Raw genomic sequence first — 12729 nt, 5'->3', positions numbered from 1 at the left:
ATGGCAACGTTGCTGCGCAACCCTTCTCCCCTCGGGGAGAAGGAGCTGCCTCCTTGCACCAATTCATCTTAGCGTAAGAGCGCGGCCGAAACGCATTCACCTGACCATCATCTTCAGCGCTTCAAAGCCCCTTGATCGCCTCGATTACCTCGTCCTCAACCAAAATCCCATTGGCGATTGCTTCACGTCGCGAGGTCTGCCCGCGCCGTCCGGGCAGACGGACGTTGGGATCTTGGGTGATCTCGCTTGCCAGCAGTGCAAGCCGCTGTGCCGTGTCGGCAACGCTCATCGCCGCCGGATTGATGGCGATGATCGTGTGGCCGAGCCCCGGCGGCGCACCCTTGTCGTCGAAGAGCGACGAAGCCTCGAAAGCATAGCTGGCGCCGGTGAGACCGGCGGCGAGAATTTCCACCATCAACGCCAGCGCCGCCCCTTTCGAATCGCCGGCAGGGATCATCGTGCCGGCAAGCGCCTCCTCGGCATTGGTAGTCGGCCTGCCCTCGCGGTCGAAAGCCCAATCGGCGGGAATGGATGCACCCGTCTGCCGCGCGGCCATCACCTTGCCGCGCGCCACTTTCGATAGCGCCAGATCGATCACGATCGGGTCGTCGTCCGGCAGCGGCGCGGCAAATGCAATGGGATTGGTGCCGAAGACCGGCGTCTTGCCGCCCCAGGGCGCCATGGACGCCGGGGCATTGGCCACCATCAAAGCCACCAGGCCCTGATCGGCGAAGCGCTCGACCGTCAGGCCCATCACGCCGGCATGATGAGAGCGGCTGATGGCGGCAAGCGCGATCCCCTGCTCGCGGGCGATGATCGGAAGCTCGCCGACGGCAAGATCGAGGGCAGGATAAGCGTAGCCATAGCCGGCATCGATGCGCAGAACGGCGGGAAAGGGCCGGCTCATCTGCGGCACGGCGAAACCATCGGTTTTGCCCGCCTTCGCATGCCCCGCATAGGCAAGGACGCGCCGCAGGCCGTGACCGCTCTGCCCCGCAGCCTCCGCCGCAACGAGCGCCACGGCCACGGAGCGGGCGTTGTCAGCGCTCACCGTGCTTCGCTGCAGTGCCTCCACGACAAGCGTTTCAGCTTCGGCAAGCGACAGATGCATGAGACGAGACCTTGAGAACAAATGAGGAGGATGAAGACTTTCTACGCCTTCGCCCTCCTCATCGCAATGCAACAAAACTCTGGCTATTCCACATCGAATTTGACGCCCTGCGCCAGCGGCAGGGTGCGGCCGTAATTGATGGTATTGGTCGCCCGGCGCATATAGGCCTTCCAGGCATCCGACCCGGATTCGCGGCCGCCGCCCGTTTCCTTCTCGCCGCCGAAAGCGCCGCCGATCTCGGCACCGGAGGGGCCGAGATTGACATTGGCGATGCCGCAATCCGAACCGCGCGCCGAAACGAAGGTCTCGGCCTCGCGCATGTCATTGGTGAAGATCGAGGACGACAGGCCCTGCGGCACGGCATTATGCAGCGCCACGGCGCTGTCGAAATCGCTGTATTTCATCACGTAGAGGATCGGCGCGAAGGTCTCCTGCTCGACCGGGCCGGTCTGCTCGGGCATCTCGACCAGCGCCGGACGGACGTAGAAGGCTTCGGCCGATCCGCTCTCGACACGTTCGCCACCGGTAATCTTGCCGCCGGCCGCTTTGGCTTCAGTGAGTGCCGCCTGCATCCTGTCGAAGGCATGTCTGTCGATCAGCGGACCCACAAGCGTTCCCGCCTCCAGCGGATTGCCGATCGTCACCGAACCATAGGCTTTCTGCAGGCGCGGCACGAGTTGATCGTAGACGCTCTCATGGACGAAGAGCCGACGCAACGACGTGCAGCGCTGGCCGGCGGTGCCCATGGCCGAGAAAGCAACCCCGCGCAACGTCAAATCGAGATCAGCCGTCGGGCAGACGATCGCGGCATTGTTGCCGCCGAGCTCGAGGATGGCGCGTGCGAACCGGCCGGCGAGGCGCGGACCGACGGCGCGGCCCATGGCCGTCGATCCGGTCGCCGAGACCAGAGGAACCTTCGGATGATCGACCAGCAGTTCGCCGAGGTCGCGACCGCCGATGATCAGTGTCGAGAGATTGGCCGGCGCCTCCCCGCCTTCGGCGACATAACGCTTCAGCGCCTTTTCGAATAGAGCCTGCACTGCAAGAGCCGTCAGCGGCGTCTTTTCCGAGGGTTTCCAGATCGTCGAATTGCCGCAGACCACGGCAAGCGCCGCATTCCACGACCAGACGGCCACCGGGAAATTGAAGGCGGAGATGATGCCGATCGGCCCAAGCGGATGCCAACTTTCCATCATCCTGTGTTCTGAGCGCTCGGTGGCGATGGTCAGGCCGTAGAGCTGGCGCGAGAGACCGACGGCGAAGTCGCAGATATCGATCATTTCCTGGACTTCGCCGAGGCCCTCGGAGGTGATCTTGCCGACCTCGACGGAAACCAGCCGGCCAAGCGCCGCCTTGCCGGCGCGCAGCTCCTCGCCGAGCAGGCGGATCAGCTCGCCGCGCTTCGGGGCCGGCACGTCGCGCCATGCGAGAAACGCCTCATGCGCCTTGTCGATCGCAGCCTTCGCCTCTTCGGACGAATGCTCCTTGAGCCGGCCGATTTCGGCGCCGGTCACCGGAGAGGTGATGGCGAGCGTTCCGCCCGTATAGCGATCGGCTGCAACACCGAGTTCCGTCAATATCGCCTTGGTCTCGGCGGCAAGATCGAGTGTCGCGGTCATCTCGTTTCCTCTTCCTGTAATGATGATTCGGTTGCCGTTCTATCTCTTTGCTTTTCCGCAATTCCGGACGGAAAGCCGCTGCGCATTTTTCCTGGAATTGCCTTAAACTCTTGCGCCGACAAAATGCGCGGCCTGGGCGCCGGCCTCGTACCACATTTCCTTGACGGCCCTGAAGCCGGGCTCCACGATATCCGTCACCGGCAGCGGCAGCTCGGCCTCGGAGATCTGGCCGAGGATATGGCTTGCAAGCACTTTTCCGAACACCGTGCCCGGCGCGATGCCGCGACCATTATAGCCGGAAAAGCCGACGACATTCTGCGCAAGCCTATGGAAGCGCGGCAGCGCGTTGTCGGTCATGCCGATCTTGCCGTACCATTCGCATTCGAAAGGAATGTCCCCGAGCTGCGGGAAGAGCTTTCTCAGTGACCGGCGCGCCCAGTTCTTGTGCACGGCAAGGCCGGTATTGCGCAACGCCCCGACACTGCCGACAACGAGTCGACCGGCTTGATCCATGCGGAAGGACGAGAGGACCTCCTTGGTGTCCCATGCCCCCTCCCGGCCGGGCAGGACGGATTTGCGCAAGTTGTCGCCGAGCGGCACGGTGGCAAAATTGAAATAGGGAAGATGCACCTGCTCGTTTCGCACCGTCTCCCAGGGGCCGGTGCTGTAGGCGTCCGTCGCAACGACGATCCAGTCGGCGCTGACCTTGCCGCCATCGGTCGAAACCACCCATTTCGCGCCGCTCCTTTCCGTAGATGTCACGCGGCTGCCGGTGTGAACCGCAACACCCGCCTTGACCACGGCATGCGCCAAGCCGCGCGCATAGGCGAGCGGCTGCAGGGTGCCGGCGCGCATGTCAAGCAAGGCCCCGGCATAGGCCGAGCTGCCGACGCGCCGCTCTGTCTCGTTCGCGTCGAGAACCGTTACCGGCGCACCGCGCTTGCTCCATTGCCGCGCCCGCTCCTCGATCTCCTTCAAGCCCTCGGGGCCGACAGCGCAATGCAGCGTGCCATTGCGCTCCAGCTCGCAGGCGATGCCGTGCTTGTCGATCAGCTCCATGACAAGCTTCGGCGCATTGCCGAGTAGATCGAGGAGCCGCTCGCCATGAACGGGGCCGAGCTCGCCCGGCAGGTCTTCCGGCATCACCCACATGCCGGCATTGATCAGGCCGACATTGCGCCCGGCACCGCCGAAGCCGATTTCATTGGCCTCCAGCAGCACGACACGGCTACCTGCCTCGGCGAGATGCAGCGCCGCCGACAATCCGGTATAACCACCGCCGACCACCACGACATCGGTGGAAACCTCGCCGGCAAGCGGCTTCGTCACCGGCGGTGGCGGGGCGGTCTTTTCCCAAAGACCGTGGGAACGTGGGTCATTCAGCATGAGATCGGTCCAATCGATGAAGGCAATCCCGCTAATCTAGCGCCACGTTCGAACTTGCGGAAGCGGCAAGAGCGACATCCGGTGGACAGAGAAAAACTTGCATGGCCATGGTGCTTTCGGCCATTATAGAGAAAATGCCGACCGCCATCGCGGTTGCAGGTAAAAGCACGCCGCCATCGCGGTCGCGGACAGAAGCAGGACAGTCTCATGAAGCCCATTTTCGTTCAGCTCCAATGCGCTCCCGGCAAGACCTACGAGGTCGCCGACGCAATCTACCAGACGGAGCTGGTCTCGGAGTTGTATTCCACCAGCGGCGACTACGACCTGCTGCTGAAGGTCTACATCAAGGAAGAGCAGGATATCGGCAAGTTCATCAACGATAACATCGCCCATATCCCCGGCATTGTCCGCTCGTTGACGACGCTGACGTTCCGAGCGTTTTGAGAGATCCAGATTTCGGATCAGCATGCGCCACGGTTAAAGCTGCATTCGCAGGATTGCCCTCACCCAACCCTCCCCCCGTTCTGACGGAGAGAGAGTTCACTGCGTTTTGTGGCCCGGGCACGATCGCACGGCAAACACTGGAACAGTTCCCTCTCCCCGCATTGCGGGGATAGGGTTAGGGTGAGGCGCCACGCACTGTAATCCGGCATCAACACACTCGCCTGACAAGCACAATCCCCTTGCGCAACGCTCCGATATTAACCCTCTTGCCTAAAGCCGCTTGGCTTTCGACCCGCGATTAAGCCTTTTTTAACCGACCGGATGATCTGCTTCGCCGACTGATCAACGGGCGGCGCGCCGTAGCGCCGGATTGCTGTCGCTTGGCGCAGCATAGGGGTTTAAGGTGGATCGATGACATCGGCTATTGCTGACAATCAGGCAAACAAGCAGGCCGGACCGCTGATCGTGCATGTCGTGCGCCAGTTCCTGCCGAACAAGGGCGGCCTGGAAGACGTCGTCGCCAATCTCTGCCGGCAGTTGATCTCCCGCGGCTATCACGTGCGCGTCGTCACCTGCGACAGCCTGTTTTCAGACCCGGGCCGCCAGCTGCCGCCGACCGAAACGATCGATGGCATCGAGGTCGTGCGTATCCCCTGGTCCGGCTCCAGCCGTTATCCGCTGGCGCCGCAGGTGTTCCGCCATGTTGCCGATGCGGATCTCGTGCATGTCCACGCCGTCGATTTCTTCTTCGATGCGCTTGCCTGGGGCAAGCTGATGCACGGGCGCCCCATGGTTGCCACCACGCATGGCGGCTTCTTCCACACGCCGAAATATGCCGCCATCAAAAAAGTCTGGTTCAATACCGCTACACGACTATCGGCGCTAGGCTACAACTATCTCATCTGCTGCAGCCAGTCCGACGCGCGGCTGTTTTCCAATATCGCTAGAAATCGCGTCCGCCTGATCGAAAACGGCGCCGATGTCAGCAAGTTCGCCAATTGCGCCGCATTGGAAGCCCGTCGCCGCATCGTCACCATCGGCCGCTTCTCGGTCAACAAGCGGCTCGACCGCATGCTCGACGTGATGAAGGCGCTCGCGGCGCGCCATGCCGACTGGCATCTCGATATCATCGGCGCCGTGTCGGATCTCGATCAGCCGACATTGGAGAAGGAAATTGCCGCACGCGGCCTCGAACGAAACGTCTCCCTGCATGTGGCGATCGATGACGGCTCGATCCGCAACATCATCGCCCGCGCTTCGCTCTTCGCTTCGGCCTCCGAATACGAAGGTTTCGGCCTGGTGGCGATCGAGGCCATGAGCGCCGGCCTGCTGCCGGTGCTGAATGCCAACGACGCCTACAAGGCCCTGGCCGAGACCCACCCGGCGCTGATGCTTTCAGATTTCTCCGATCCGGAAACGGCTGCCGATACCCTCACCGCGGCGTTCGAGCGCCTTGAGGCAGATGACCTGAGCTTGAGGCAGGAGCTGCTCAGCGACGCTCGCGCCTATGCATGGGATGAGGTCGCTCAGCGCTACATGGATGTCTATGCCGAAACCATCACGCCCAAGGGCAAATCGCCTCAGCTCCTGCGCCAGCGCGGCCAGGTCGCATAACCCTCCAGAATGCCCAGAAGCCAGGCGCGCTTGTAGCGCGCCGCATCGGGATTGAATCTGGCGAGCGCCGCCAGCCAGCCGGCAACGGGCCGGAACAGCCGATAACAGACATAGGGTAGCGGGAAAGCCTGCTTGCGCATCAGGGCGCCAAAGCCGCGGCCATATTTGCGCGCCCGCTCCACCTGCCGCGGACCATATTCGCTCGTGACCTGATCGTGATGGACGATCAGCTCCGGGAAGAACATCGCCCGTTTGCCGACGGCAAGCGCGCGCAGCAGGAAATCCGCCTCCTCGCCGCTCTGGAAGGGTGATTCCGAGCCTACGCCGAGGTTTTCATCGAAGCCGCCGATATCGGCAAGCGCCGCGCGGCGCACGAAGATGCCGTTTGAGTTGCCGCATTTCAGATAGTTCCAGCGCGTGAGGGCACGCCGCGTCTCGCCGGTCGGGCTGACGGAGGCCAGCCCCTCGGCGTCGAGGGTACGGCCGGTGACGATCGCAAGTTCGGGGTGCGCGGCAAACAGCGTCCCGGCAGCGGCAAGCGTATCGGCTTCGTACCAGCAATCATCGTCGGGAAAGCAGACATAGTCGCCCGTGGCTGCCGCCAGACCATTGTTGCGCGCCCGCGAAAGCCCGTTGGGCGAGCGGATATGCCGGATCGCGAAGAGAGACGAAAAACGGCCGATGAGCCCGGATAGTCGATCATCCGCGTTCTGATCGACAAGAACGACCTCGAAATCCTTGTAGCGCTGTTCGGCCAGCGACCGGAACAACCGCTCCAGCTGGTCAAAACGATCGATCGTGCAGACGATGAGGCTGAACAACGAAACCCTCCGGACAAGCCCCAGACGGCCAACATCAGAAGGAATGAATATTAGCCGAAGTAAAAAATCAACTTACAGCAGCATTAAACGCTAAATATTAAGGCATATGAAATAGAGCAGACGTTATCCCCACGAAGAGCCGATATGTGCGTTGGTTTCGGCGAATTGAGGAACGGTCTGTCTTCATGACGAAGAGCATCATGGCAAATTCGGTTTTGAACGCGGCGGCGGGATTGACCCTGCTCGCGACCGGCTTTGCCTGTTCTATCATTGCAGCACGCCTGCTAGGCCCGGAAGCCAACGGCATCATCGCCTTCTCGCTGTGGCTGACGACGACGGGAGCGCTTATCGCCGAACTCGGCGCCGGCGTCACGCTGCTGCGCATCCTGCCGCAATTGAAGGGACGGGGCTATTCGGCCGAGGAACGACTGGGCTTTGCCGCCTATCTCCTGCAGCCGACCATCCTCGCAACCTTGATCCTGCTCGCCGGCTATGTTGCCTACTACTGGGATACGGGGCGGTTGCATTGGGCCGGCGACGCGTCCGCCGTCATCGCCATCACCGGCGTGTTTTTCGTTCTCCAGTCATTCGGCGCCTATAGCAAGAACTACCTGATCGGCGAGCAACAGCTCGGCACGTTCCTGCGCATCACCGTGACAAGTTCGGTGCTGCAGCTCGCCGCCGTGCTCGCCGGCGCCATCTTCTTCGGCGTCAGCGGCGCGCTTGCCGGCTATGCCATCGGCCAGTTGCCGATGTTCATCGCAACCCTCAGGATCGCCATCGCGCGGAAAAACAACTGCGGCGTCGGCCTTGCCTCTCTCATCAGTTCATCCCTTGTCCTCTCGATCGAACTCATCAACAGCTCGATCTTCCTCAACCGCATCGAGCTGCTTTTCCTGCAGCATTATTGGGGCATCGAAGCGGTCGGCTTTTATGCCGTCGGCCTGTCGCTCGCTAATCTGGCGCTGCAGCTGCCGGTGCAACTGAGCGGCAGCCTGCTGCCCTATTATTCAGAACAGATGCATGCGCGGGCATCCGACAAGCTGCCGGTTCACGTCTTCGCGGGCGTGGCGCGCAGCATAGCCTATATCACCCTGCCGATGAGCTTCGGCCTTGCGGCCATCGCGCCTGAGCTGGTGGTGACGATCTTCGGCACGCCGTTCGCTCCGAGCGGCGGCATGGTGGCGCTGCTGTCGCTGACCGCGGTGCCCTATGTCGTCATGCAGATCTGCACGCAATATCTCTATTCCCTCGATCGCGCGCGCGAACGCACTATCATCGGTGGGATCGCCAGCGTCGTCATGGTGGTCGGCTGCCTGATCGCGGTGCCGTTCTACGGCGGCGAAGGCGCCGCGCTGGTTCGCCTGCTGGTCTTCACTGTCATGTGCCTCCTGATGGTCCGTCGCATGGAATTCGAGGGATCGACGCGGGGCATGCTCGTCAACCTCGCCAAGGTGACGGCTGCGGCCATTCTTTGTGCCGCCGCCGCCTATGGCTTCGTTCAAGCCCTATCCGGCGTCGCAGGCCTGGCGGGCGCCGTCATCGCCGGCGCTCTGGCCTATGGCATCGCGCTCAGGCTGCTGAAAGCCGTGCCCACGGAGGACGTCGACGTCCTGCAGAAAATCGCGGCGCGATTGCCCGCCCGCATCAATCCGATTGCCGTTCAAGCTCTGGCGTTACTGGCGCCCCGCCGAATATAAGGAGACCGTCATGGCTGGTTGGGGAGCCGCCGAACAACACGATAAATCGAAGCGCATGAAGGCGGCAGCCGTGCCGGTGACCTTCGCGGGTACCGTTGGCCTATTCACGCCGGCTGCTGTATCTCCAAGCGCAACTGCCGTGCTATTCCTCAGCCCTTGGGGCTTCGAGGAAATGTGCGTCCGCAAGTTCTGGCGCATCCTGGCGGAGGATCTTGCCGATATCGGCGTATCCAGTCTGCGTTTCGACTATGCCGGCACCGGTGATGCGCTTGACGTCGCCGATGACGGCCGGGGCCTGGTGTTGTGGGAAGAAACCGCGCTCGCCGCCGTCTCCACGTTGAAGTCGCTCGCCGGCTTCGAGAGGCTGATTCTCATCAGCCAGGGCCTCGGCGGCAGCATAGCCGCCACGCTCGCCGAGCGCCTGTCCGATGTAGATGGGATCGCCTTCCTCGCGCCGGTCGTTTCCGGCCGTGCCTATCTGCGTGAATTGACCGTCTGGTCGAAGATGATCGACGAGGGCATGGGACTTGCGGAGGCGCAGCGTCAGACCGAAGGTGTCACCGTTGCCAGCCTGCGCATGCCGGACAGCATCGCTGATGCCGTCAAGAAGCTCAATCTGATGACGCTCTCGGGGCTCGGCGCGCCGAACGGCCTCGTGCTGACCCGGCCCGGCCGGCCGGGAGACGCGGACTTTTACCGCCACCTGGAGACGCTCGCCCCGCATGTCGAGCAGGCTCCCTACGAGGGTTACGACGACCTGGTGTCGAACCCCACCGTCGCCGTCATGCCGACCGTTGCGGGCCACAGGATCCTCGAGTGGGTGAAGTCGATTGTCGTAAAGCCCACAGCGGCGGTTTCTATCAATCTTATGAGGCCCGATGCCAAACCGCTCGTCGGTGACGGCTTTCGCGAGACGCCGGTGCGTTTCGGCGCCGGCGAACGCATTTACGGTGTGCTCTGCGAACCCATGGGCGTTCGCACCGGCGCGACGGCACTGCTCCTGACCACCGCCTACGACCGCCATGCCGGCTGGGGCCGGATGTCGGTTGCCATGGCACGCGCGCTTGCCCACGACGGCATCGCTTCCCTGCGCTTCGACACGGCCAATGTCGGCGACAGCCCACCGCTTCCCGATGCTCCGGAGCAGGTGCTGTATTCGCGCGACCAGCAACGGGATGTCGCCGACGCGCTCGACCTGCTGGAAGCGCGAAACCTGCTGCCGGCGTTTGTCGTCGGCCGTTGCAGCGGCGGCTACCTCGCCTTCCAAGCCGCCTTGCGCGACATCAGGTGCAACGGCCTGATCACCGCCAACCCTTACAATTTCTTCTGGGACGAGACCCGATCGGTCGACGAAGCCCTACGATTCGCGCCACGGTCGCTCGAAACCTACGGGCGGAAATTCCTGCAGCTGGAAACGCTGAAGCGGCTCTATGGCGGCCAGATCGATGCGGGAAGCGCGATACGCAACATGGCGATCGTGCTCGCCAGACGCGCGGTGCGATTGTGTCGTCCGTTGTTCAGTCTCTTTCCCTTCTTAGCCGGTGCGCGCGAACCCGTCATCAGCGGTTTCCACGCGCTCGCCAAGCGCCGGGTCGACATCTCCCTGATCTACAGCGCCCATGATATCGGCCTCGATCACCTCCACGAGCAGTTCGGCGAAAACGCCGCCGGCCTGAAGCATTTTCCGGACATCCGCCTCACCATCATCCCCGAGGCAGACCACAATCTCACCCCGCCCTATGCGCGCAAGGTGTATCTGCGAGAGGTCAGGGAGATGGGATTGAGGCTCGGCAGGCGATGAAATCTGACCGTAACGTCAGCCGGAAATACTCGCCATATCCGGCACTTGTTGTATAGTTGCAGCATGAGGCTGCTGATCGTCGAAGACAACCGCGAACTGGCGTCCTGGCTCGGCAAGGCGCTGCGTCAGGCGCAATATGCCGTTGACATCGCCTACGACGGCGAGGACGCCGAGCACATGCTGAGGGTCGCAGCCTATGCCGCTGTCATCCTGGATCTGTCGCTGCCGAAAATGGACGGGTTGACCCTGTTGAAGCACGTGCGCCAGAGCGGCAACAAGGTGCCGGTCATCATCCTCACGGCCAATGCCAGCCTCGACGGCCGGATTGCCGGCCTCGATAGCGGTGCCGACGATTATCTCGCCAAGCCTTTCGAGATTGCCGAACTGGAAGCCCGCATCCGCGCCGCCGTCCGCCGTGGCCACGATCACGCCGCGCCGGAGATCGCCGTCGGCGACCTTTTGTTCGATGGCGGAACGCGGCAGTTTTATCTCGCCGGCGAGGCCCTGGCGCTGACGCCGCGCGAACATGCCGTGCTCGAACACCTGGTCATGAAGGCTGGCACGACCGTGACCAAGACCACGCTGTCGGAAAGCGTCTTCGGCTTCGACGATCTCGCCGATACCAGCGCCATCGAAATCTATGTGCATCGCGTCCGCAAGAAACTCGAGGGCAGCACCGTTCAGATCGCGACGCTGCGCGGCCTGGGCTATCTCCTCCGCCATGCACAATAAGGACGCTCCCCCGCCGAAAGGACGCCTGGGCCGCACCGTAAGCGCGCTGACGAACAGCCTGCGGGCGCAATTGTTTGCCTGGGTGGTCCTGACGCTGATCGGGGCGATCTGCATCAACCTCTATCTCAGCTTCCGCTCGGCCGACGCCACGGCCGATCTCGTCACCGATCGCACGCTGCTCGCCTCGGCCCGCGTCATCGCCGAAGCCGTGCATGTCGATGGCAGCGGCACCGTGCAGATCGATATCCCGCCGGCGGCGCTTGAAATGTTCGATACCGGCTATGGCGACCGTGTCTTCTACCAGGTGGTGACCGCGTGGGGAAACCTCATCGCCGGCTATCCCGACCTGCCCCACCCGAAACGGGAGCAGGTCGGCGAGGACACGACCTTTCGGGCCGACGGGATGCGGGCCCTGATGCTGAGCCATCCCGTCGTCGGCCTCAACCAGGACGGCCCGGTTTCCGTCACCGTCGCCGTCACCCACAACAGCCAATATGCCATGCGCCGCAGGCTGTGGCTGTCGGACTTCACCAAGCAGCTCGTTCTCGTCCTGGTCGCCGGCCTGGTGACCATCATCGGCCTGCAGCGCGGCCTCACGCCGGTGCTGAGACTTCGCGACGCCGTGCGCGAGCGCGGGCGTCAGCGCCTGGATCCTTTGGAGCCCGATATGGTGCAGAACGAGCTGCGGCCGCTCGTTCACGCCCTCAACGATCACATGGAGCGCGTGCAGAACCAGATGGCGGCGCAGCGCCGCTTCGTCTCGAATGCCGCCCATCAGTTGCGCACGCCGCTCGCTCTGATTTCGACGCAGGCAAGCGTTGCCGCGCGCGAGACGGATAGCGCCAGGCGCGACGAGGCTTTGCAGGCGCTGCGTTCGAGCACGCGGCAGGTCACCCGGCTTGCAAGCCAGCTTCTCACCCTCGCGCGTGCGGAACCCGGCAGCCGCCGGCCACGGGACGACACGATCGACCTTGCGGATACCGCCCGGCGGGTGCTGGAAAATCTTGCCGAAGAGGCCTTGCGGCACAATATCGACCTCGGGCTGGAAGCCGGCGAAATGCCGGTGCGCATCGAGGGAGACGGCACCATGCTGCGCGAGATGCTGGTCAACCTCGTCGACAATGCCTTGCGGTACACGCAGCCAGGCGGGCGCGTGACGGTGGGCATCGGACGGGAAGGCGATACGGCCCTCCTATGGGTCGAGGATAACGGTCCGGGCATTCCGGAAGCCGAGCGTGCCCAGGTGTTCGAGCGCTTCTATCGCATCATGGGCACCGAACCCGAAGGCAGCGGCCTTGGACTAGCCATCGTCCGCGAGGTCGTCGACGGCGCCGACGGCTCGGTCGCGCTTGGCGAAGCGGCCGGCGGCGGGCTGTTGGTCAGCGTGCGGCTGCCGGCGGTTTGAACTGCGAAGTTAAGTCGGGAATTTACGTCGCGATCCTTGGTTCTGGGATGCGATAGTTGCGGGATAGTCCCCTCTCCCCGCCCGCGGGGAGAGGGG

Annotated in this window: 10 protein-coding genes; 6 read left to right on the top strand and 4 right to left on the bottom strand. The window is 63.2% G+C overall.

Features of this window, described 5'->3' with window-relative positions:
* Positions 1-121 precede the first annotated feature (121 nt).
* The 3 genes from FHT29_RS15080 to FHT29_RS15070 all read right to left on the bottom strand — a co-directional run bounded on the left by FHT29_RS15080 (position 122) and on the right by FHT29_RS15070 (position 4116).
* Positions 122-1111 carry an Ldh family oxidoreductase gene (locus FHT29_RS15080; protein ID WP_168599806.1) on the bottom strand — a complete coding sequence of 330 codons (990 nt, stop codon included), beginning with the start codon at positions 1109-1111 and terminating at the stop codon, positions 122-124.
* A gap of 83 nt (positions 1112-1194) precedes the next feature.
* The gene (locus FHT29_RS15075) at positions 1195-2730 is read right to left on the bottom strand and encodes an aldehyde dehydrogenase family protein (protein WP_168599805.1); all 1536 of its coding nucleotides are present in this window, start codon (positions 2728-2730) and stop codon (positions 1195-1197) included.
* 102 nt (positions 2731-2832) lie between these two features.
* Positions 2833-4116 carry an FAD-binding oxidoreductase gene (locus tag FHT29_RS15070; RefSeq protein WP_168599804.1) on the bottom strand — a complete coding sequence of 428 codons (1284 nt, stop codon included), beginning with the start codon at positions 4114-4116 and terminating at the stop codon, positions 2833-2835.
* Positions 4117-4323: 207 nt separating this feature from the next.
* Between FHT29_RS15070 and FHT29_RS15065 the strand changes: the two genes are divergently transcribed.
* Entirely contained in the window at positions 4324-4560 is a 237-nt protein-coding gene (locus FHT29_RS15065) for an Lrp/AsnC ligand binding domain-containing protein (RefSeq protein ID WP_034509182.1), read from the top strand.
* Positions 4561-4971: 411 nt separating this feature from the next.
* Positions 4972-6174, top strand: coding sequence for a glycosyltransferase family 4 protein (locus tag FHT29_RS15060; RefSeq protein ID WP_037196073.1), 1203 nt, complete (start codon positions 4972-4974; stop codon positions 6172-6174).
* On the opposite strand, the gene FHT29_RS15055 is transcribed toward FHT29_RS15060, so the two are convergent.
* The gene (locus FHT29_RS15055) at positions 6141-6995 is read right to left on the bottom strand and encodes a glycosyltransferase family A protein (RefSeq protein WP_047553807.1); all 855 of its coding nucleotides are present in this window, start codon (positions 6993-6995) and stop codon (positions 6141-6143) included. The genes FHT29_RS15060 and FHT29_RS15055 overlap by 34 nt on opposite strands.
* A 185-nt stretch (positions 6996-7180) precedes the next feature.
* On the opposite strand from FHT29_RS15055, the gene FHT29_RS15050 reads away from it, so the two are divergent.
* The 4 genes from FHT29_RS15050 (at position 7181) to FHT29_RS15035 (ending at position 12633) form a co-directional block, all read left to right on the top strand.
* Positions 7181-8695 (top strand): polysaccharide biosynthesis C-terminal domain-containing protein, encoded by a 1515-nt coding sequence (locus FHT29_RS15050; RefSeq protein WP_047553808.1) that lies wholly within the window; start codon positions 7181-7183, stop codon positions 8693-8695.
* Positions 8696-8705: 10 nt separating this feature from the next.
* On the top strand, positions 8706-10496 hold the full coding sequence (locus FHT29_RS15045; protein WP_047554387.1) for an alpha/beta fold hydrolase: 1791 nt from the start codon (positions 8706-8708) through the stop codon (positions 10494-10496).
* A 63-nt stretch (positions 10497-10559) separates the two neighbouring features.
* Complete coding sequence (locus FHT29_RS15040) at positions 10560-11228, top strand: response regulator (protein ID WP_047553810.1); 669 nt, start codon at positions 10560-10562, stop codon at positions 11226-11228.
* Positions 11218-12633, top strand: coding sequence for a sensor histidine kinase (locus FHT29_RS15035; protein ID WP_047553812.1), 1416 nt, complete (start codon positions 11218-11220; stop codon positions 12631-12633). The genes FHT29_RS15040 and FHT29_RS15035 overlap by 11 nt, the downstream gene beginning before the upstream one ends.
* Positions 12634-12729: the final 96 nt, after the last annotated feature.

It is taken from the genome of Rhizobium sp. SG741, from assembly GCF_012275435.1.
Classification (GTDB): Bacteria; Pseudomonadota; Alphaproteobacteria; order Rhizobiales; family Rhizobiaceae; genus Rhizobium; species Rhizobium lusitanum.
Note: the sequence above shows the minus strand (reverse complement) of the source record. Positions and strands in the feature narration are given on the sequence as shown.

Coding starts and splice junctions, on each gene's coding strand:
- FHT29_RS15070 (WP_168599804.1), bottom strand. CDS start 4,116: ATGCTGAATGACCCACGTTCCCACGGTCTTTGGGAAAAGACCGCCCCG.
- FHT29_RS15045 (WP_047554387.1), top strand. CDS start 8,706: ATGGCTGGTTGGGGAGCCGCCGAACAACACGATAAATCGAAGCGCATG.
- FHT29_RS15050 (WP_047553808.1), top strand. CDS start 7,181: ATGACGAAGAGCATCATGGCAAATTCGGTTTTGAACGCGGCGGCGGGA.
- FHT29_RS15075 (WP_168599805.1), bottom strand. CDS start 2,730: ATGACCGCGACACTCGATCTTGCCGCCGAGACCAAGGCGATATTGACG.
- FHT29_RS15060 (WP_037196073.1), top strand. CDS start 4,972: ATGACATCGGCTATTGCTGACAATCAGGCAAACAAGCAGGCCGGACCG.
- FHT29_RS15035 (WP_047553812.1), top strand. CDS start 11,218: ATGCACAATAAGGACGCTCCCCCGCCGAAAGGACGCCTGGGCCGCACC.
- FHT29_RS15080 (WP_168599806.1), bottom strand. CDS start 1,111: ATGCATCTGTCGCTTGCCGAAGCTGAAACGCTTGTCGTGGAGGCACTG.
- FHT29_RS15065 (WP_034509182.1), top strand. CDS start 4,324: ATGAAGCCCATTTTCGTTCAGCTCCAATGCGCTCCCGGCAAGACCTAC.
- FHT29_RS15040 (WP_047553810.1), top strand. CDS start 10,560: ATGAGGCTGCTGATCGTCGAAGACAACCGCGAACTGGCGTCCTGGCTC.